General features: G+C 59.2%; 17 protein-coding genes. All 17 read right to left on the bottom strand.

Annotated elements, in window-relative coordinates; translation table 11 throughout:
- Position 1: 1 nt before the first annotated feature.
- The 17 genes from AC27VO_RS02205 to AC27VO_RS02125 all read right to left on the bottom strand — a co-directional run bounded on the left by AC27VO_RS02205 (position 2) and on the right by AC27VO_RS02125 (position 19,078).
- Positions 2 to 577, bottom strand: a complete 576-nt coding sequence (locus tag AC27VO_RS02205; RefSeq protein ID WP_488665069.1) for a bactofilin family protein — start codon at positions 575 to 577, stop codon at positions 2 to 4.
- Positions 578 to 750: 173 nt separating this feature from the next.
- Positions 751 to 1,242 (bottom strand): thioesterase family protein, encoded by a 492-nt coding sequence (locus AC27VO_RS02200; RefSeq protein WP_488665068.1) that lies wholly within the window; start codon positions 1,240 to 1,242, stop codon positions 751 to 753.
- Positions 1,243 to 1,569: 327 nt separating this feature from the next.
- A complete protein-coding gene (locus AC27VO_RS02195) occupies positions 1,570 to 2,367 on the bottom strand; it encodes an enoyl-CoA hydratase (RefSeq protein ID WP_488665067.1) in 798 nt (265 codons plus the stop codon).
- 78 nt (positions 2,368 to 2,445) lie between these two features.
- On the bottom strand, positions 2,446 to 3,303 hold the full coding sequence (locus AC27VO_RS02190) for an acyl-CoA thioesterase (protein WP_488665066.1): 858 nt from the start codon (positions 3,301 to 3,303) through the stop codon (positions 2,446 to 2,448).
- A 1-nt stretch (position 3,304) separates the two neighbouring features.
- The gene (locus tag AC27VO_RS02185) at positions 3,305 to 4,324 is read right to left on the bottom strand and encodes an alpha/beta hydrolase family protein (protein ID WP_488665065.1); all 1,020 of its coding nucleotides are present in this window, start codon (positions 4,322 to 4,324) and stop codon (positions 3,305 to 3,307) included.
- Between the two features lie 4 nt (positions 4,325 to 4,328).
- The gene (locus AC27VO_RS02180) at positions 4,329 to 5,522 is read right to left on the bottom strand and encodes an acetyl-CoA C-acyltransferase (protein WP_488665064.1); all 1,194 of its coding nucleotides are present in this window, start codon (positions 5,520 to 5,522) and stop codon (positions 4,329 to 4,331) included.
- 20 nt (positions 5,523 to 5,542) lie between these two features.
- Positions 5,543 to 7,945 carry a 3-hydroxyacyl-CoA dehydrogenase/enoyl-CoA hydratase family protein gene (locus AC27VO_RS02175; RefSeq protein WP_488665063.1) on the bottom strand — a complete coding sequence of 801 codons (2,403 nt, stop codon included), beginning with the start codon at positions 7,943 to 7,945 and terminating at the stop codon, positions 5,543 to 5,545.
- Positions 7,946 to 8,033: 88 nt separating this feature from the next.
- Positions 8,034 to 8,468 carry a DUF2147 domain-containing protein gene (locus tag AC27VO_RS02170; RefSeq protein ID WP_488665062.1) on the bottom strand — a complete coding sequence of 145 codons (435 nt, stop codon included), beginning with the start codon at positions 8,466 to 8,468 and terminating at the stop codon, positions 8,034 to 8,036.
- A 57-nt stretch (positions 8,469 to 8,525) separates the two neighbouring features.
- Positions 8,526 to 10,322, bottom strand: a complete 1,797-nt coding sequence (locus tag AC27VO_RS02165; protein ID WP_488665061.1) for an acyl-CoA dehydrogenase C-terminal domain-containing protein — start codon at positions 10,320 to 10,322, stop codon at positions 8,526 to 8,528.
- 41 nt (positions 10,323 to 10,363) lie between these two features.
- Complete coding sequence (locus tag AC27VO_RS02160) at positions 10,364 to 11,056, bottom strand: TetR/AcrR family transcriptional regulator (RefSeq protein ID WP_488665060.1); 693 nt, start codon at positions 11,054 to 11,056, stop codon at positions 10,364 to 10,366.
- Between the two features lie 196 nt (positions 11,057 to 11,252).
- Positions 11,253 to 11,942, bottom strand: coding sequence for a nucleoid occlusion factor SlmA (gene slmA / locus AC27VO_RS02155; RefSeq protein ID WP_488665059.1), 690 nt, complete (start codon positions 11,940 to 11,942; stop codon positions 11,253 to 11,255).
- Positions 11,943 to 12,032: 90 nt separating this feature from the next.
- Entirely contained in the window at positions 12,033 to 13,106 is a 1,074-nt protein-coding gene (locus AC27VO_RS02150; RefSeq protein ID WP_488665058.1) for an ATP-binding protein, read from the bottom strand.
- Positions 13,107 to 13,217: 111 nt separating this feature from the next.
- Entirely contained in the window at positions 13,218 to 13,940 is a 723-nt protein-coding gene (locus AC27VO_RS02145; RefSeq protein WP_488665057.1) for a response regulator transcription factor, read from the bottom strand.
- Between the two features lie 197 nt (positions 13,941 to 14,137).
- A complete protein-coding gene (argB, locus tag AC27VO_RS02140) occupies positions 14,138 to 15,028 on the bottom strand; it encodes an acetylglutamate kinase (RefSeq protein ID WP_488665056.1) in 891 nt (296 codons plus the stop codon).
- A gap of 125 nt (positions 15,029 to 15,153) precedes the next feature.
- The gene (locus tag AC27VO_RS02135) at positions 15,154 to 17,160 is read right to left on the bottom strand and encodes a polysaccharide biosynthesis protein (protein WP_488665055.1); all 2,007 of its coding nucleotides are present in this window, start codon (positions 17,158 to 17,160) and stop codon (positions 15,154 to 15,156) included.
- Between the two features lie 29 nt (positions 17,161 to 17,189).
- Complete coding sequence (locus AC27VO_RS02130) at positions 17,190 to 18,368, bottom strand: DegT/DnrJ/EryC1/StrS family aminotransferase (RefSeq protein ID WP_488665054.1); 1,179 nt, start codon at positions 18,366 to 18,368, stop codon at positions 17,190 to 17,192.
- Positions 18,369 to 18,418: 50 nt separating this feature from the next.
- Entirely contained in the window at positions 18,419 to 19,078 is a 660-nt protein-coding gene (locus AC27VO_RS02125; RefSeq protein WP_488665053.1) for an acetyltransferase, read from the bottom strand.
- Positions 19,079 to 19,216 lie beyond the last annotated feature (138 nt).

Below are 19,216 nucleotides of genomic sequence, written 5' to 3'. Positions count from 1 at the left end.
TTCACGCAGCCACTGCGGTGGACAATGTGTTGGACGACGACGATGCCGACTTGCTGCTGCGGGTGCCGACACCCACTTCAATTTCGCCGGAGAGCTGGCCGCCCTCTTCAATCACGATCTTGCCGTAGCGAATCTTGCCGCTGACCTTGCCCGTGCTGTGAATCACCAGCTTCTGGCGCACGGTGAGCGAGCCTTCAAACTCACCATGGATCTCGGCAATATCAATCTCGGCCGAGCCGTGGAACGCGCCCTGCTGCGCAATCTGGATCACGCGCGAGTCCATCGTGGCTTCAACCGTGCCTTCCACCACCAAGGTGTCGCAATCGGTGATCTCCACGCCCTTGAGCTTGATGTTGGGACCCACGGTCAGCTTGCTGCCGCCATGCTCGGTGGTGGTGGTCGTGCTGGAGGCCGCCGCTGTGCTGGCGGTTTCGACGGGGCGCACGCTGGTGCTGCTGGCCGTATCGCTGCTGGATGCCGTGCTGCTGGTACTGCCCAAACCACCTACAGGGGTGCTGGGACGGGTTGAAAATGTTTGCGGCTCACGCTTGGTAAAAAAGGGACTGTTCACGGCCATGCATCCTCCAGATTGAAAGTCATGAGCTTAGAAAGCCACGGCAGATACCTTTGCCCTCGTTTCGCAACATGCGTAAGCAAAAACGTCTTTTGTGGCGTCTGCTTACGTCTGTTGCCAGCATTCACAACAAGGGCCGCTGTCGCGGCCCTGATCCGATCGGTGCGGCACCGTTTTCAGGAGGTGATATAGGCCGCCATGCCTACCGCCAGCGCCTCGCCTTGCTCACTTAAAAACTCCATGCGCGTGGTGGCCACGCGCGAACCCAGGCGCAGCACTTCTGCGCGCACCACAAAGCGCTCCCCAATGCCGGGGCGCATATAGTCCACACGCAGATCAATCGTACCCAGCTTCCCAATGCGCTCCGCGCGCTTGGCCACGGGCTCGTCCATGTGCTTGGCGCCCATGGCGCACATCACCGCCACACCGGCCATGGCATCCAGCGCAGCACTGATCACACCGCCGTGTATGCGGTTGTACGTGGCATGCCCCACCAGCTCCGGCCGCATCTCCAACCGAGCGGTAACGGTGGTGGCATTGGCGCTCTCCAGCTTCAGCCCCAGCAACTTGTTGAAAGGGATGAACTCTTCCGTCACGTGCTGCAGGACGGCCATGAATTCGGGCTCAAACTGAAACTCAGCAGCAGGCACAGAGGGCTTGGGGGACATACAGAATCACCAAAAAAGTGAGCTATCAACGCTTGATTTGCTTTCATTTCCAATTAAAAACAAGCAGAAACTCAATGGAATCAAGCGCAAACAGCTCTTATTTTTAATCAAGCACCCACAGCGTCTGTGTCTGCGGGGGCATGCACCGGTACACGGCGCCGCAGCGCAAAACACGCTGTGGCTTGTGGTTCGGACTGAAACCCGCAGCGCCGGGTGCTACGGCGCAGACGATCTCGGCCCAGGCTTCAGCCGTTACGGAAGCTGGGCTGACGCTTTTAGCCCAAGCGCTCGCCTGCTCCGCTGCACCGCTATGCCGTGCTAGAGACTTCAGCACTTGCTGAAGTCTGGCTTGCGCTTTTCCATGAACGCGGTGAAGGCTTCACGGGCGGCCGGCTGGGTCAGCATGCTGCCAAAGCTCTGGCCTTCTTCAGCCATCTGGGCCTTGATTTCGGCACGCTGACCGCCCTTCATCAGGCGCTTGGTTTCGATCAAAGCCGACAGCGGCTTGGCAGCCAGTTTGGCGGCTTGGGCCTGCGCCACACCATTCACTTCGGTGGGCGGCACCACGCGGTTGACCAGCCCCACTTCCAGCGCCGCTTCGGCCATGAAGGGCTCGCCCAGCAACAATGCCTCAGCAGCGCGCTGGTAGCCCATCAGGCGGGGCAGCAGCAGGCTGGATGCAGCTTCCGGGCACAGACCCAAATTCACAAACGGCAAAGCGAAGGCAGCGTTATCGCCGGCATAGACCAAATCGCAGTGCAGCAGCATGGTGGTGCCAATGCCTACGGCGGGGCCTGCCACCGCTGCAATCAGTGGCTTGGGAAAGTCTGCCAAGGCATGCAAAAACTGGAACACGGGACTGTGCTGCGGCAAACCTTCGGTCGCAGCGCCTTGGCCACGGGCCAAGAAGTCGCCAATGTCGTTGCCCGCGCTGAACACGGTGGCATCGCCCTGCAGCACCACGACGCGCACGGCTGCATCATCTACTGCGCTGGTCAGCGCTGCAGCCATGGCGCCGTACATGGCCTGGGTGATGGAGTTTTTCTTGTCCACGCGGTTGAGCGTGATGGTGCGCACACCCGCTTCGGTGTGCACCAGAATGTCTTGGTTGGCGGTTTCGGTCATGTAATTTCCTGCGAATGAAGGCACGGCGACGCAGCGCTGCCCCGGTGACCATGCACCGGGCATGCAGCGCGTGCCGCCTTATTCCTTGTAGTAAACGATTTGGTGGCTGGTCGCCAGCAAGCTGCCTTCGGCATCCCACAGCTGGGCGGTCTGGTCGAAGTAGCCATTGCGAAAAGCCTGGCCGCTGGCCTGCGCTAGCAGGTGACGGTCACCTTGGCCCAGCAGTTGCTCAGCGTCAGCATGGAAATATACGGTCATACCTACCGTGCCCGCAGGTACCCGGCGTGCACGGCGCAACCAGATGCGTGGAAAAAACACATCGCACAGTGCCGCCAGTGCCGGAAAATCCAGCGCCCGTGGCGGCTCATCGCGCACCCACAGCTGCGACAGTGTTTCGTGCTCGCTGTCATCCCAGGTTTTGGGGATTGCACCCTGCACCACCCGCATGTCGTAGCGCTGCAGCCACTCCATGGCTCCGCGCGTGTCAAAGCGCTCGCAGCGCTCCGGATCAGGCATGGCCGGGTGCGTGACGTCGTCTTGGCTGAAAGTTTCGCGGCGCACCGCAGTGATGACAGTGGCGGTGGTGCAAACCACCAGCTCTCCCTCTGCCGTACGCTGGCCCATGACCACGCTCCAATGCTGGGTGGAGCGGTTGGTGCGTACCGGTGTGGCTTCAATGCGCAGATCACCCGCCTCAACCGGGCCGGCAAAGTTCACCGTGATGGAGACCGGCGTTCCCAGCAGTTCGGGGTGCTGCAGCACGGCCTGCAGCATTTGCGCCATGGTGATGCCGCCATAAGGGCCGACCATGTTCCAGTATGCGGCAGGCGCCTGGGTCTGCACGCTGCCATCGTGCTGCGGGGTCATGCGCACAGCCACGTCCAGTGGGTGGTTCTGTGCCACTGCATCCTTGTGAGAGTCTTGAGGGGCGCTCATATCATGGGATCTCCGAGAAAAGCTCACCTTGCCCGGGCTGCGGGGGCGCTGCCACGGCTCTGCGTTCCATCTTAGTGAATGTAGCGCCGGGGCCCGTAGATCGCTGACCCTTAGGTGTCAGTGGCATCCCCACGCCACGCCAGCGCTCCAGCACCGCCAGTGCGCGTGGCCACAGCGAGAACTCCATCTCACTGCGAAAAAAACCAAAGTGCCCAATACGCCGCCCCGGAGCCTCCAGCATGCGCACACGCTCAATGCTTTGTGGGCTGTTGCGGTACCAGCTGACCAGCGATGCCGTGGAACGCCAGGACATCATCTCGTCGTCCTCAACCGAGAACGCATGCAAGGGGTAGCGCGCTGCCGCATAGGCCTTGCGCAGAGCTTCGCCCTCCACACCGATGCCATAGTTCGGGTGCAGGCACCAGGCCCGCCATTGCCACACCACCCCCGCTGGCAAATCACCCACCAGCCCCCATTTTTTTCCAGGCAGACAGCCATACAGCGCCGTCACCACCGGGACAATCAAATACCACCACAGCAGCACCTTGCGGCGCGTGGGCGGCGCGTTGTCACGCCAGTAGCCGCTGCCGCTGGCAATCGCCAGCAAACCATCAATCGGCAACGCAGCGACCCCCGGCAGCTGAGCCCCTACGCTGTGCCCGATCCAGTACAGAGGCAAGCCTGGCATCTGCAACCGCTGCTGGGTAGCGACTGCTGCGCAATCGGCCGCCCAATCGAGCAAATTGGCTTGTGCGTGTTTGAGAGGGCCGTGCAAGGATTCGGCATGCCCTCGGTAGTCGAACATGGTGACCGCATAGCCATGGGCCGCCAGCCACTGTGCAAATGCCGTGTAAAAGCGCTGCGGCACCCCCACCGCTGGCGCAATCACCACCTGTGCATCTACCGGCAGGTCCACCGGCAAGCAATGCCGCAGCGCCAATGGCCCTGCGGCACCTGCAACTTCCAGGGCTGACGCTTGCCAGCGCACCTCGACCACGCGGCCCGCTGTCACATCAGCCATGGTTTTACACGCGCTCGAAGATACCGGCAGCGCCCTGACCTGTACCTACGCACATGGTGACCATGCCGTACTTCAGGTTGTGACGACGCAGTGCGTGTACCACGGTCGCTGCACGGATCGCCCCCGTCGCGCCCAAGGGGTGACCCAACGCAATCGCGCCGCCCATGGGGTTGACCTTGGCAGGGTCCAGACCCAGCGTTTTCATCACGGCCAGCGATTGCGCCGCAAACGCTTCGTTCAACTCGTACCAGTCAATGTCTTGCGAGTTGATGCCGGCATAGCGTAGCGCGGCAGGAATCGCCTCGATAGGACCGATACCCATGATTTCGGGCGGCACACCACGTGCTGCAAAGCTCACAAAACGCGCCAGAGGCGTCAGGCCGAACTGCTTGACAGCTTTTTCGCTGGCCAGAATCAACGCGCCTGCGCCGTCACTGGTTTGCGAGGAGTTACCTGCCGTGACCGAGCCACGTGCGGCAAACACAGGGCGCAGCTTGGCCAGACCTTCCAGCGAGGTATCGGGGCGCGGACCTTCGTCCAAATTGACCGTGCGGGTCTTGGTGATGACGCCACCATTGGCCAGGTTCGGGAAACGTTCAACGATCTCAATCGGTGTGATTTCATCGGTGAACTCACCGGCTTGCTGCGCCTTGATAGCACGCAGGTGCGACTCCAGCGCAAACGCATCTTGCTGCTCGCGCGTCACTTTCCACTGCTGCGCCACCTTCTCAGCGGTCAAGCCCATGCCGTAGGCAATACCGACGTTCTCATCCTGCGCAAACACGGCAGGGTTGAACGAAGGCTTGTTGCCGCCCATGGGCACCATGCTCATGGACTCGGCACCACCGGCAATCAGCACATCGGCTTCACCCACACGGATGCGGTCTGCTGCCATCTGAATGGCAGAAATGCCCGAGGCGCAAAAGCGGTTGACCGTGATACCACCCACCGGGTGGTTGAAGGCCAAGCCCACCGCAATGCGCGCCATGTTCATGCCCTGCTCACCTTCGGGGAAGGAGCAGCCAATGATGGCGTCTTCAATCGCCTTAGGGTCCAGCGTTGGCACTTGCGTCATGGCCGATTGGATGGCCGAGACCAGCAGATCATCCGGGCGGGTATTTTTGAAATAACCGCGGCCCGAACGGCCAATGGGCGTGCGTGTTGCGGCAACGATGTACGCGTCTTGTACTTGTTTCATAGTTCTTCTCTCCTGGCCGATCAGTTGCGCACTGGCTTGCCGGTATTCAACATACCCAAGATACGTTCGTGGGTCTTGGGCTGACCAATCAGATGGCAGAACGCCTTGCGCTCCAGCGCCAGCAGGTATTCCTCGGTCACCTGTGAATTGGCTTCCACGTCGCCACCGCACACGATCTCTGCAATCAGCACCGACACCTTGAAGTCGTACGCGCTGATAAAGCCACCGTCACGCATATTCACCAGTTGGGCCTTGATGGTGGCAATGCCACTGCGACCGGCTACGGGGAAGGTGCGCTTGAGCGGGGGACGCCAGCCGCTCGCAGCCATGCTCTTGGCTTCGTTGATGGCCGTGAACAGCACTTCGTCCTTGTGCGGAACGATCAGGTCACTCTCCAGCAAATAGCCCAGCTTGCGCGACTCAATCGCCGAGGTACCCACCTTGGCCATGGCCGCAGCCGTGAAGCCTTCGGTCAGGAACGGCAGCACATCTTTGCCTGTGCTCTTGGCCATGTTTTCTGCAGCGCGGCGGGCAATATAGGTCAGGCCACCAGCGCCAGGGATCAGGCCCACGCCCACTTCCACCAGACCGATATAGCTTTCCATGTGCGCCACGCGGCGGGCCGAGTACACGGCCAGCTCGCAACCACCGCCCAGGGCCATGCCATGGATGGCAGCCACCACAGGCACTTGCGCATAGCGGATGCGCATCATCAGGTTTTGCAGCTCGCTTTCGATGCTATCGATGGCATCTGCGCCACCCACGAGGAAAGCAGGCATGGTGGCTTCCAAATCAGCGCCAACGCTGAACGGGGCATCACCGGACCAGATCACCATGCCCTGGAAGTCTTGCTCGGCCGTGTCGACGGCTTCCATCAGGCCTTCCATCACTTCAGGGCTGATGGCGTGCATCTTGTTCTTGATGCTGGCAATCAGCACTTCGCCATCCAACGTCCAGGTGCGCAGTGCCTTGGATTCAAACAACGTGGTGCCCGCGGTCTTCCAGTCTGGCAGGCTGGTTTCACCCAGCAGTGCCTCTGGGAACAGCTGACGCTCATACACGGGCAGCACGCGGCGAGCCACAAACTTGCCCAGCGCAGGGCTCCACGAACCTTCGGCAGTGTGCACGCCACCGGCTGCAGCCACCGGGCCTTCAAACACCCACTTGGGCAGCGGCGCTTTGGACAGCGCTTTGCCGGCATCGATGTCTTCTTGCACCATCTTGGCCACTTCCAGCCAGCCCGCTTCTTGCCACAGCTCGAAAGGGCCTTGCTTCATGCCAAAGCCCCAGCGCATGGCCTGGTCCACATCGCGAGCGGATTCGGCAATGGTCTCCAGATGCACGGCGGCGTAGTGGAAACTGTTGCGCAGAATGGCCCACAGGAACTGGCCCGGCGCGCCTTCCGCGTTGCGCAGCAGTTTCAAGCGCTCTGCCGCAGGCTTTTTGAGCATGCGCGCATACACCTCGTCGGCCTTTTGGCCACCGGGCACGTAGTCTTCGCTGTCCAGCTCAAACTGCAAAATATCGCGGCCCACTTTTTTGTAGAAACCGCCCTTGGTTTTCTGGCCCAGATAGCCCAGCTCCAGCAGCTTTTTCAGCACGGGTGGCGTGCCAAAGCTGTCGTAGAAAGGATCGGTCTCGGCGCTCAAGGTATCTTGCAACGTCTTGATCACATGGGCCATGGTGTCCAGGCCCACCACGTCGGCGGTGCGGAAGGTGCCCGACGATGCACGGCCCAGCTTTTTACCGGTCAGATCGTCCACCACGTCATAGGTCAGGCCGAAGTTTTCCACTTCCTTCATGGTGGCCAGCATGCCGGCAATGCCGATGCGGTTGGCGATGAAGTTGGGCGTGTCTTTGGCGCGCACCACACCCTTGCCCAGGCCGCTGGTCACAAAAGTTTCCAGCTGGTCGAGCACCTCGGGGTTCGTGGTGGGTGTGTTGATCAACTCCACCAGCGGCATATAGCGCGGTGGGTTGAAGAAGTGAATGCCGCAAAAGCGTGGCTTGATGGCTTCAGGCAGCGCTTCAGACAGCTTGGTGATCGACAGACCCGAAGTGTTGGAAGCGACGAGCGCGTGCTTGGCGACAAACGGTGCGATCTTGGTGTACAGATCGAGCTTCCAGTCCATGCGCTCGGCAATCGCCTCGATGACGAGGTCGCAGCCCTTGAGCAATTTCAGGTGCTCTTCGTAGTTGGCCGCCTGAATCAGGTCGGCATCTTCCGCCACGCCAATCGGCGATGGCTTGAGTTTTTTCAGGTTGGCAATCGCCTTCTCGGCAATCGCGCTCTTGGGGCCTTCTTTGGCGGGCAGGTCAAACAGAATAACCGGCACTTTCACGTTCACCAGATGGGCCGCAATCTGCGCACCCATCACGCCGGCGCCCAGCACGGCGACTTTCTTCACATTGAATCGGGACATGAGATGTTCCATGGAATGCTGACCCCACAGGCCTGCACAGCGCCCCACCAGGATAGCGCCGTGCAGGCCGGGTCAGCGTTGTTCTTCTTTACTGCACGCGCACCCAGGTTTGGGTGCGACCGAAGGGGCCGATGGAGCCGCGTACTTCCAGCTTGCTGCCGCCTTCCACGGGGGTCAGGCGCAGGGTGTAGGTCTTGCCGTTTTCGGGGTCGAGGATCTTGCCGTCTTCCCAGACGTCCTTGCCTTCGGCCTTTTTGGCACCCCGAATGATTTCCAGACCCACCACAGGCTTGCCCTTGCGGTCATCGGCACACTTGTCGCACACCGCCTGAGGGTCTGCACCCTCGCGCAGCACGCGCTCCACCTTGCCAGTCAGCACACCACCGTGGTCGGTGATGCGCACTTCCGATTTGGGCGCCTGGGTCTTGTCATCCAGACTTTTCCACAACCCGACCGGCGACATCTGTGCCATGGCAGGCGCACCGAAAGCTACGAAAATCAGAGCTGCTAACGCTTTATTCATAAGAACCTCCGTATCAAAGTCTTTCACACTGAAGGAAATACGCACGCAATCAGCTACTCAACTCAGAGCAGCATCGGTATCCATCAACACCTTGCTGCCAGCACGGGCCGTGCGCATCAGGGTGACGGTTTCTGGGAACAGTTTGGCAAAGTAAAAACGTGCCGTCTGCAGCTTGCCCACGTAGAACGGATCGGTGTTACCCGCCGCAATCGCACGCAGGGATACCTGGGCCATGCGGGCAAACAGGTAACCAAACACCAGGTGGCCAGCCACGCGCAGGTAGTCCACCGAAGCAGCGCCTACTTCGTCGGGGTTTTGCATGCCCTTGAAGCCGATTTCGGTGGTGAACTTGGTCATCTGGTCGCCCAGCATGGCGATCGGGTTGATGAACTCGGCCATCTTCTCGTTCACGCCCTCTTCTTCCACCAGCTGCGCCACCAGCTTGCCGAACTTGCGCAGCGTGGCACCTTGGTTGCCCAGCACCTTGCGACCCAGCAAGTCCAGCGCCTGCACGCCGTTCGTTCCTTCATAGATCATATTGATGCGGTTGTCGCGCACGTACTGCTCCATGCCCCATTCCTTGATGAAGCCGTGGCCGCCAAACACTTGCTGCGCTGCAGTGGTGGAGATCCAGCCGTTGTCGGTCAGGAAAGCCTTGACGATGGGCGTCAGCAGGGCCACCAGCTCGCCGCTGTCTTTTTGCACCTTCTCATCGGGGTGGTTCAGTTCCTTGTCGATCAGCAGTGCGCAGAACGTCGACAGCGCACGGCCACCTTCGGCATAGGCCTTGGCAGTCAGCAGCATGCGGCGTACATCGGGGTGCACGATAATGGGGTCAGCCGGCTTGTCTTTCGCCTTGGTGCCCGACAGGCTGCGCATTTGCAGGCGGTCCTTGGCGTAGGCCAGTGCGTTCTGGTAGGCCACTTCGGTCAGGCCCAGCGACTGGTTTCCCACACCCAGACGGGCGGCGTTCATCATCACAAACATGGCTTGCAGGCCCTTGTTGGGCTGGCCCACCATCTCACCGACGGCGTCTTCCATGACGATCTGTGCAGTGGCGTTGGACTTGATGCCCATCTTGTGCTCCAGACCGCCGCAGTAGATGCCGTTGCGGCCACCCAGGCTGCCGTCGGCATTCACGTGGTACTTGGGCACCACAAACAAGCTGATACCTTTGGAGCCAGCCGGTGCATCGGGCAGACGCGCCAGCACCAGGTGCACGATGTTGGAGGTGAAATCATGCTCACCCGCCGAAATGAAGATCTTGTTGCCGGTGATCTTGTACGTGCCATCGGCCTGGGGTTCTGCCTTGGAACGCAACAGGCCCAGGTCGGTACCGCAATGGGGTTCGGTCAGGCACATGGTGCCGGTCCATTCGCCGCTGGTCAGCTTGGGCAGGTACTTGGCTTGCAGCTCGGGCGAGCCATGGGCATGCAGGGCTTCATAGGCGCCGTGCGACAGGCCGGGGTACATGGTCCACGCCTGGTTAGCGCTGTTGAGCATTTCATACAGCGCGGAGTTGATGGCAAAAGGCAGGCCTTGGCCGCCATAGGCGGGGTCGCACGACAGCGCAGGCCAGCCGCCTTCCACAAACTGCTGGTAAGCCTCTTTGTAACCCTTGGGTGTGGTCACTTCGTGCGTGGTCTTGTCCAGCTGGCAGCCTTCTTCGTCACCGCTGATGTTCAGCGGGAATGTGACGTTGGCAGCAAACTTGCCCGCCTCTTCCAGCACGGCATTGATGGTGTCGGTATCCACCTCTGCGTGCTTGGGCAACACTTTGTATTCCTCTTCCAACTTGAATACTTCGTGCATCAAAAATTGCATGTCGCGCAGTGGCGGGTTATAGCTGGGCATGGTTGTCTCCTCGTGAATCAGTGATCAAAGTTAGGTGTGGCTTACGCCTTGGCGGGGTGTGCGCCATAGCGCAGCAAAATGTTTTCAAAACCTGTCAGGGCGCGCTGCATGGCACCAGGGCTGCGCATGAAACGCGCCTCGTAATGCAGCACCAGGATCAGGCCGTGAATTTCGGAAAGGATTTGGTTTTCGTCAGCCTGGGGCAGCAAGTCCCCCAGCTCCTTGCACTGACCGATGGAGCGGCGCAATGCGGCATGCCAGGTGGCCACAGAGTTGACCAAGGCCTCGCGCACGGGGCCGATGTTGTCCTGGAACTCAATCGCACCGCTGATATAGATACAGCCCGAATCCAGCTCAATGCTGGTACGCTTCATCCAGCTATCAAACAGCGCGCGCAGGCGCAGCAAGCCCCGCCCGGTTTGCAGCGCGGGGTAGAACACCTCTTGCTCGAAGCGCTGGTGGTATTCGCGGATGACGGAGATCTGCAGCTCTTCGCGCGAGCCAAAATGGGCGAACACGCCCGATTTGCTCATCTGCGTGGCTTCGGCCAAACCGCCGATCGACAGGCTTTCCAGCCCGTTGTGCATGGCCAGTTGCAAGGCTGCATCAATGATGTGCGCCTTGGTCTGCTTGCCTTTGGGGGAAACACGGTGCCCCGCCGCTGCGCCGCGCTGTTTGCGCGTCAGCGATGAAGAAGTGGGAACCGTGGGGAAAAGATGGGGTGTCAAGGACATGCATTACCAATTAAAAACGAACGTTCGTTCTTTTTTAATCGTAAAAACATCCCTTGACTTTGAGCATAGGTGCAAACCCTTGACTTTGCGGTTTTTTCAACCGTACTGCCGCTGTCACCTCACCCGTTGCTACACCAATAAAAAAGGGTGACAGCCATGCTGCCACCCTTGCGAGGTGTAGGTTCTGTGCGGACGCTCAGATCATCATGGCCAGGCTGGCCTCCAGATGCTCGGTAGGCTGGCGGCGGAAGCCTGTTCGCACAAAGCGCTGCAAGCGGCCTTGCACAAAACACATCAGCACGCTGGCAGCCACCTGAGCGTCCACCGTCGGGGTGGCCGAGCCCAGTGCACCGGCTGCTGGGCGCAGACACTGGCGCAGTGTCGACTCAATGCGGTCAAAGAATTGGTTCATGCGCGCCTGCAGGCGGTCGTGCTCCAGCAGCAGCGCATCGCCCACCAGCACACGCACCATGCCAGGATTGCGTTCGCCAAACTGCAGCACAAGGGAAACAATGCGCGCCGCACGGCGTGGGCCGTCTTCGGGTGAGAACGCGATGGCCTCGCCTTCGCGGCCTGCCACTTGCTGCACCAGGGTGAAGACGGATTGTTCGATGAAGTCGATCAGCCCCTCAAACATCTGGGCCTTGCTGGCAAAGTGGCGGTACAAGGCAGCTTCGCTGACCGACAGGTTGGCCGCCAAGGCTGCCGTGGTGATGCGATCGCTACCCGGCTTTTCCAGCATGGCAGCCAGTGCCTGAAGAATCTGCTCGCGACGCTCGCCAGGTTTAGGGCGCTTGCGCGTACGAGGTTGCTCCTCCAACGTAGCGTTAGCAACTACGGTCTCGGCTGTTTCGGTCAGAGGGCTCAGAACTTCAGATTCGGACATAGGGCAAGCAAATCAACAGGTAAACCGATTCATTCTCTCACAGAGAATCGCGCAAGTAACCGTTTGTCAGACCCAGAGAATCAAAAGATGCTACTCAGCAAATATGAGTTGCACTTTCAATCCGCGCTGGTCTGCACCCTGGGCAAAACGCAAGGCGGCGCCATGCTCCTGGGCAATTTCTTCGGCAATCGCCAGCCCCAGACCAGTGCCTTCCGCCAGCGCCCCAGGCACACGGTAAAAGCGCTGGGTTAAGCGTGTGTACTCACAAACAGGCACACCGGGGCCATCATCTTCGACTTCGACATAGGCACGCATCCCCCACTCATCCGAAATGCGTTTGCCACATCGCAAGGTAATTTGCCCGCCACTGGGGGTGTACTTGATAGCGTTATCCAGTAGATTGCTTATCAATTCACGCAGTAGCCACTCGTGACCCGTGACGTGTGCCACTTGGGCTTCCAGCCCCAAGTCCAAATTTTTGGCCAATGCGCTGTCCAGAAAAGACGTCAGCAGCGTCTCGCACAGGCTTTTCAGATCTACACGCTGTGCGCTCTCGCCCTGCCCCAAGCCGCTGTCAATGCGCGACAGTGCCAGCAGCTGGTTGGCCAGCTGGGTGGTGCGGCGCGTGGCTTTGCGCAGCTGGTCCACCTGGTGGGCAGGTAGCTGAATTCTTTTTTCCGGTGCGGCCTGTGCCATCAGGGCCCAGGCTTCCACCTGCGACTGCAGCGCTGCCAGCGGCGTGCGCAGTTGGTGTGCGGCATCGGCAATGAAGCGTTGCTGGGTATCGCTTTCGGCAGTAGCGCGCGCAAACAGGCGGTTAAGCGCATCGGCCATGGCCCGCACCTCGGTGGGCGCATCGGGCGCAATCGTGATCTGCTGCAAGTCCTTGGGTGAGCGCGACTGCACCAGTTGCGCCAATGTCACCCACGGGGCCAGCGCCTTGCTCACCGCCAGGTGCGCCATCACCGCCAACAGCAGCAGCATGACCAACGCCGGCAAAGCCGCCACCAGCACATCGCCCAGCCTGGGCGGCTGCCCCGGGTGCAGCGCAATCTGCGCTGCCACGCTGTAGCCCAGCCACGCCGCAGCGACCACCAACCCCAGCACCGGCAGCAGCATGGGCCACATCAAAGTGAGCAGGCGCTTGCGCACAGGCAGTTGCATGGGAAATTCAAAAAGTAGAGCTAGCAGCGCTTGATTATCTTGATATTCACCATGTTTACACTTCCAAACATAGATTTATCAAGCGCTGGCAGCTATTAAAAAAAAGAGCGATTAATCAGCGACTGCTTCTGGCACCAGCAAATCCAGGCGGTAACCAAAACCACGAATGGAGCGCAAAGCCACGCCGTGCGGCTCCAGCTTGGCGCGCAGGCGCGAGACATAGACTTCCACCGCATTGGGGGTGATCTCCTTGTCCCAGCCTGTCAACGCCTGCAGCAGCTTGTCTTTGCTGGCGGGTTTGGGAGCGTGAATCAGCAGATATTCCAGCACCGTCCATTCGCGCGGACCCAGGTCAATGTTCTGCAGCTCGCCCACGCCCTCTTGCCCGCCTGCCCACACACCGGCACTGCGGGCTGCCGTGTCCAGCGCCAGCGGTCCAAAACTCAACAGCGCGCTATTGGCGGCCTGTGAGCGGCGCAGCAAGGCGCGCAGGCGCGCCAGCAGCTCTGGCAGCTCATAGGGTTTGACCATGTAGTCATCTGCGCCCAAGTCCAACCCACGCACCCGGTCGTGCAAGCCATCGCGCGCTGTCAGCATCAGCACCGGCATGCTGGCGCAGACCATGCCTTTGCCGCGCATGCGGTGCAGCAACTCCAGCCCGTCCATGCCCGACAGGCCAATGTCCAATATTGCAATATCGAAAGACTCTTGGCCCAGCACTTCCAGCGCCCGCTCAGCGCTGCTGACCCAGTCCACGGCGTAGCCTGCATCGGTCAGCCCCAGCTTCATGCCACTGGCCACCATCAAATCATCTTCAACCAGCAAAAGCCGCATCCCATGCCCCCTTATGCGCGCCGGTGTCTGTGCCCAGCGCTGCATTTGCCTCAGATGGTGCAATCCGCACGCGGAACTGCCTCTCGTATCTATCTCTGCAGTCATATTAGTGACTTTTTGTGACCGCAGCCGCCAGCGTGTTCAGCACCCAGGCATAAAAAAACGCTGAGGCTTGGGGCTCTCAACGTTGTGGGCGATCAGTGGCTACGGATCATGGTGCCGTAGGCCTGGTCCGTCAAAATCTCCAGCAGCATCGCGTGCGGCACGCGGCCGTCGATGATGTGCACCGCATTCACGCCCGCCTTGGCCGCATCCAGTGCACCGGAAATCTTCGGCAGCATGCCGCCAGAGATGGTGCCGTCCGCAAACAAGCCATCAATTTCGCGCGCAGTCAGATCGGTCAGCAAGCTGCCGCTCTTGTCCAGCACGCCGGGCGTATTGGTCAGCAGCACCAATTTTTCAGCCTGCAGCACGGTCGCCAGCTTGCTAGCCACCACGTCGGCGTTGATGTTGTAGCTCTCGTTCTCTTCGCCAAAGCCGATGGGGCTAATCACCGGAATGAAGGCGTCATCTTGCAGCGCTTTCACCACACTCGGGTCAATCGCCACGATATCACCCACCTGACCCACGTCGTGTTCGATCGATGGATCTTTGTTATCCAGCATCTTCAGCTTTTGGGCACGAATCAAACCACCATCGCGTCCGGTCAGGCCCACCGCCTTGCCGCCCGCCTGGTGAATCAAGCCCACGATGTCCTGCTGCACCTCGCCGGCCAGCACCCACTCAACCACTTCCATGGTCTCGGCATCCGTCACACGCATGCCCTGGATGAACTCGCCCTTCTTGCCCAATCGGTTCAAAGCGGTCTCAATCTGCGGCCCCCCACCGTGCACCACTACCGGGTTGATCCCCACCAGCTTCAACAACACCACATCTTCCGCAAAGTCTGCCTGCAGCGCAGGATCGGTCATGGCGTTACCGCCATATTTGATGACCATGGTCTTGCCATGGAACTTGCGAATGTAGGGCAATGCCTGAGCCAGGATTTCGGCTTTGTCACGGGGAGTGATGTGGGAGAGAGTGGTCATGGATATCAACGCCTGAGCTACAGGCCAGGTGCAAATTAAATATGGAAAGGCCGTTTTTTTTAGCGGCCTTGCTCAGAAGGCAAATTCTGCCTCAACTAAATCAGGGAGCAAGTCATTGCCGCGTTTCACTGCGTATGGCCAAGGCCGCCTCGTCCCATCATCAACTGCTGGGTTGCGCTTGATCCCTGGCGCAGCGCATCAACCTCATCGGATCGAACATAGCCGCTGACAAGCTGTGCCAATACATCATTGATGGCTTGGCTATCTGCTGCCTTCGCAGCCGCACGCAAAGTCAGCAGATGCGGCAACAAATCATCCCATGTCAAAAACTGCTCATGGGCTTTCATGATCCGTGGGTGCGATGTCGTCTCAGGGTTATTACCAATGAGCAACTCTTCGTAGAGCTTTTCACCAGGGCGAAGTCCCACCACTTCAATGGCGATATCACCTTCAGGGTGGCTGGCATCCTGCACCTGCAAGCCGGAAAGCTCGACCATGCGCCGGGCCAGATCAATTATTTTTACGGGCTGCCCCATGTCCAGCACGAACACCTCGCCATCCTGCCCCATGGCCCCGGCTTGCAAGACCAGCTGTGCGGCTTCGGGGATGGTCATAAAGTAGCGTGTCACCTCAGCATGGGTCACGGTCAGCGGCCCCCCCTGGCGCAGCTGCTTCCGAAACAAAGGCACGACGCTGCCACTACTGCCCAGTACATTGCCAAAGCGCACCATGCAAAACTGCGTGCGGTTGAAGGTAAGGGGGCGCCCCTGCGTTTCATCAATGGCACTGAAGTTGACGGCTTGGGCATCGGCCAGGGATTGCAAGACAAGTTCTGCCATGCGCTTAGTAGCACCCATAACATTGGTCGGGCGCACGGCCTTGTCGGTGGAGATCAGAACAAAATTCTCCACCCCCACTTCCATTGCCACTCGTGCAGCGTTCAAGGTACCAAACAGATTGTTCAGCACTCCTTCGGAAGGATTGCTTTGGACCAAAGGCACATGTTTGTACGCTGCGGCGTGGAATACCGATTGCGGCTGGTACTGTGTAAAAACGGCCCGCAAACGGCGCAGATTGCGAATGCTCGCCAATTTGGGCAAAAGCTCGACGGTCAGCCCCTGCTGAGCGCAAAGGACGCTTAGCTCCTGGTGAATGGCGTACAAACCAAACTCGTTGTGTTCCAGCAAGACCAATTGGCGCGGTTGTTCCTGAACAATCTGTCGGCACAGTTCGCTGCCAATGCTGCCGCCAGCACCTGTGACCAGTACCACTTTGCCGCGCAGATTCCTGGCCAGCAAGGCAGTATCAGGCTGCACGGGCGCACGGCCTAGCAAGTCTTCAATATCCAGTTCCTGAAAATCCGTTACCGATACTTTCCCGGAAGCCAGATCCACCATGCCCGGCAAAGTACGCACATGGGCGGTTAAAGGCTGCAACCGGGCAATGATGGCGTGACGTTGCTGGCGCGATAGGGACGGAATGGCCAGCAAGATATCTGTAATGCTATGCCGTTGCACAAAATTTTCAAGGCCATTGGGGGCAATGATGGGCAGACCGTTAATCGATCGGCCAATTTTTTGCACATCGTCATCGACAAAACCGCGCACGACAAACTCGCGCATCACGCTCATGGCAAAAGCAGTCTGCACCCCTGCTGCGCCAGCGCCGTAAATCAATAACTGCCCTTTGCCCCTTTCTTGCCCTGATCCGGCCACTTGGAGCAGCCCGTACCGGGCGAGTACGCGCCAGCCCCCGGCCAGCAGCAAAAACACCAGCGGCTGAATCAGCCCCAAACTACGCGGTACCCCAGGCCAGTGGGCTACTAGTAATAGAGCAAAAAATAAACAGCCATAGATCCCGATGGCCAGAGCCGTAGTCGCCAGCGCCCGCATACCGGTGTACCGAAAAACCGCCCGGTACAGCCCCAGCCGGATGAAGATGGGCAAAAACAGCAAGGCTGCTGCATAGGCATTCAGCTGTTGCTGGACGGGCATACCCACTTGTTCAATACGCAGGTAAAACGCTATCCAGACGGCGACCAGGGCCACCAGGACATCCGCCAGCAAAGCCAGAGCTTGTTTGGCGTGGCGTGACCAGGAGAGCACTGGCGCGAGAAGAGTTTTCACAGACATGGCCTACTCTAAATAAAAGCTCAGCCGGATTACACGGCAGTCGCTTGTGCCATGACCTGTGTAATCACCGTACAGGTTTTTTTCACTTCGGCCTGCGTCAGCGTCGGGTGTACCAGAAACATCATGCTTGTCGCGCCCAGGACGTGCGCTGTGGGCAAGGGGGCCGCAGGCCGCCAGCCGGTGCCATCAAAAGCTTTTTCCAAGTAAACCTCAGAACAACTGCCCTGATAACACGGAACACCCAGAGTATTGATCTCAGCAACGATGCGGTCACGGTTCCAGCCTTCAGCCAATTTGTTCGGGCGCACATAGGCGTAGCACTTGTAGTGCGCGTGCCGCACATCGGCAGGGACTGCGGGAACATCCAACGCTGGACAACCGCCGCAAACAGCCCTGATCTGCTCTGCATAGCGTGTGCGTGTAGCCGTCCATTCGGCCATGCGTTGCAGTTGAATGCGCCCCACCGCCGCCTGCATCTCCAACATGCGCCAGTTCGTGCCAAAGCTCTCATGCAGCCAGCGAAAGCCCGGTGCATGCTCACGCTCGTACACGGCGGCGTAGCTTTTGCCGTGGTCTTTGAAACTCCACATGGCACGCCACAAGGCTTCGTCATTGGTCGTGACCATGCCCCCTTCCCCCCCCGTGGTCATGATCTTGTCCTGGCAAAAGCTCCAGGCCCCGACATGCCCGATGCTCCCTACGCTACGCCCTTTGTATTGGGCACCATGCGCCTGGGCACAGTCTTCAATCACCTTCAGCCCATGCTGTGCAGCCAGCGCCATGATGGGATCCATATCGCAAGGCCATCCGGCCAGATGCACACAAATGACAGCGCGCGTTCGTGGTGACAGCACTTTGGCAATGGTTTCTGCAGAAATGTTGCCGCTATCCAGCTCCACATCCGCAAACACAGGCACGGCCCCGGCATTCACCACGCAGGAAATGCTGGCAATAAAAGTCCGGGGTGTCACTACAACTTCGTCACCTGGGCCAATACCCAGTGCCTTCAAGGCAAGATCCAGTGCCAGCGTGCCATTGGCCAGTGCAACCGCATAGCGGGCATTCACCCACGCTGCAAATTCTTTTTCAAAAATGCGGCATTCCTGTCCCGTCCAGTAATTCACTTTGTTAGACAGCAGCACATCGCGCACAGCGTTGGCCTCTTGCTCAGTAAAGCTGGGCCAAGGTGAAAAAGGGGTATTCAACATCTTTGTATTTCTAAAAAATAGGCGCGCATTCAGCGACAGGCCCGGGCTTTTTATGACTTCATCCAAGGTTTGGCCGGGTTGCCAACCACTGTCGTTCCTGGTGCTACGCTTTTAGTCACGACTGCCCCCATCCCCACCACCGCGCCGCGCCCGATGATCAGCGGACACCCCGGCTGCCCTTGCTTGATGACGGCACCGGCGCCAATGTAAGCATGGTCTTCAATCACGATATTGCCGTTGCACTGTACGCCCGGTGCAAAGGTGACGAAATCACCAATTACGCAATCATGCTCCACATAACTGTAGAGATTGGCATGGAAATATCGACCAATTCGGATATTGCTGGTCAATGTAACAAATGGACTCAAAATTGCCCCTTCACCAAGTTCTACGGCATCCATGGTGACAGCGTTGGCAGCAGACACCGTCCAGGGCTGCACACCATCCTGTGTCAGACGCAGCGCCAACTTTGCACGCACGGCGCTATTGGCAATCGCCAGAACGGCGTGACGATTGCTGGCTGGCTCTGCCAAGAACTGGGCATAGGTCAGTAGCCGCTGCCCATTGACCAGTGCTGGCCCCGGCGCGTCGTCCACAAACACCAACTGCTCCGGTGCTACGCCCTTGCACGCCAGTTGGGCGCGCGCCAATGGCATTACCCCACGGCCGCAACCACTGACACCGTAAACAGCAAACAATTCTTGTTGCATGGTTAGATATTTTAAAAATAGCTAGTTACGCTGACTGAATAATCACAGAAGTCATTTTTCATTCAAAGTACTCAGCCATACGAAGAAAGTATTGCCAGAGCCTAAGAGCGCTCAACACGAGCAGGCAATTGAAGATAT

The sequence above is a fragment of the Comamonas sp. 14P8.1.4 genome (genome assembly GCF_057799285.1).
This window is presented reverse-complemented; position numbering and strand designations above follow the sequence as displayed.

Coding starts and splice junctions, on each gene's coding strand:
- AC27VO_RS02205 (WP_488665069.1), bottom strand. CDS start 577: ATGGCCGTGAACAGTCCCTTTTTTACCAAGCGTGAGCCGCAAACATTT.
- AC27VO_RS02200 (WP_488665068.1), bottom strand. CDS start 1,242: ATGTCCCCCAAGCCCTCTGTGCCTGCTGCTGAGTTTCAGTTTGAGCCC.
- AC27VO_RS02195 (WP_488665067.1), bottom strand. CDS start 2,367: ATGACCGAAACCGCCAACCAAGACATTCTGGTGCACACCGAAGCGGGT.
- AC27VO_RS02190 (WP_488665066.1), bottom strand. CDS start 3,303: ATGAGCGCCCCTCAAGACTCTCACAAGGATGCAGTGGCACAGAACCAC.
- AC27VO_RS02185 (WP_488665065.1), bottom strand. CDS start 4,324: ATGGCTGATGTGACAGCGGGCCGCGTGGTCGAGGTGCGCTGGCAAGCG.
- AC27VO_RS02180 (WP_488665064.1), bottom strand. CDS start 5,522: ATGAAACAAGTACAAGACGCGTACATCGTTGCCGCAACACGCACGCCC.
- AC27VO_RS02175 (WP_488665063.1), bottom strand. CDS start 7,945: ATGTCCCGATTCAATGTGAAGAAAGTCGCCGTGCTGGGCGCCGGCGTG.
- AC27VO_RS02170 (WP_488665062.1), bottom strand. CDS start 8,468: ATGAATAAAGCGTTAGCAGCTCTGATTTTCGTAGCTTTCGGTGCGCCT.
- AC27VO_RS02165 (WP_488665061.1), bottom strand. CDS start 10,322: ATGCCCAGCTATAACCCGCCACTGCGCGACATGCAATTTTTGATGCAC.
- AC27VO_RS02160 (WP_488665060.1), bottom strand. CDS start 11,056: ATGTCCTTGACACCCCATCTTTTCCCCACGGTTCCCACTTCTTCATCG.
- slmA (WP_488665059.1), bottom strand. CDS start 11,942: ATGTCCGAATCTGAAGTTCTGAGCCCTCTGACCGAAACAGCCGAGACC.
- AC27VO_RS02150 (WP_488665058.1), bottom strand. CDS start 13,106: ATGCAACTGCCTGTGCGCAAGCGCCTGCTCACTTTGATGTGGCCCATG.
- AC27VO_RS02145 (WP_488665057.1), bottom strand. CDS start 13,940: ATGCGGCTTTTGCTGGTTGAAGATGATTTGATGGTGGCCAGTGGCATG.
- argB (WP_488665056.1), bottom strand. CDS start 15,028: ATGACCACTCTCTCCCACATCACTCCCCGTGACAAAGCCGAAATCCTG.
- AC27VO_RS02135 (WP_488665055.1), bottom strand. CDS start 17,160: ATGTCTGTGAAAACTCTTCTCGCGCCAGTGCTCTCCTGGTCACGCCAC.
- AC27VO_RS02130 (WP_488665054.1), bottom strand. CDS start 18,368: ATGTTGAATACCCCTTTTTCACCTTGGCCCAGCTTTACTGAGCAAGAG.
- AC27VO_RS02125 (WP_488665053.1), bottom strand. CDS start 19,078: ATGCAACAAGAATTGTTTGCTGTTTACGGTGTCAGTGGTTGCGGCCGT.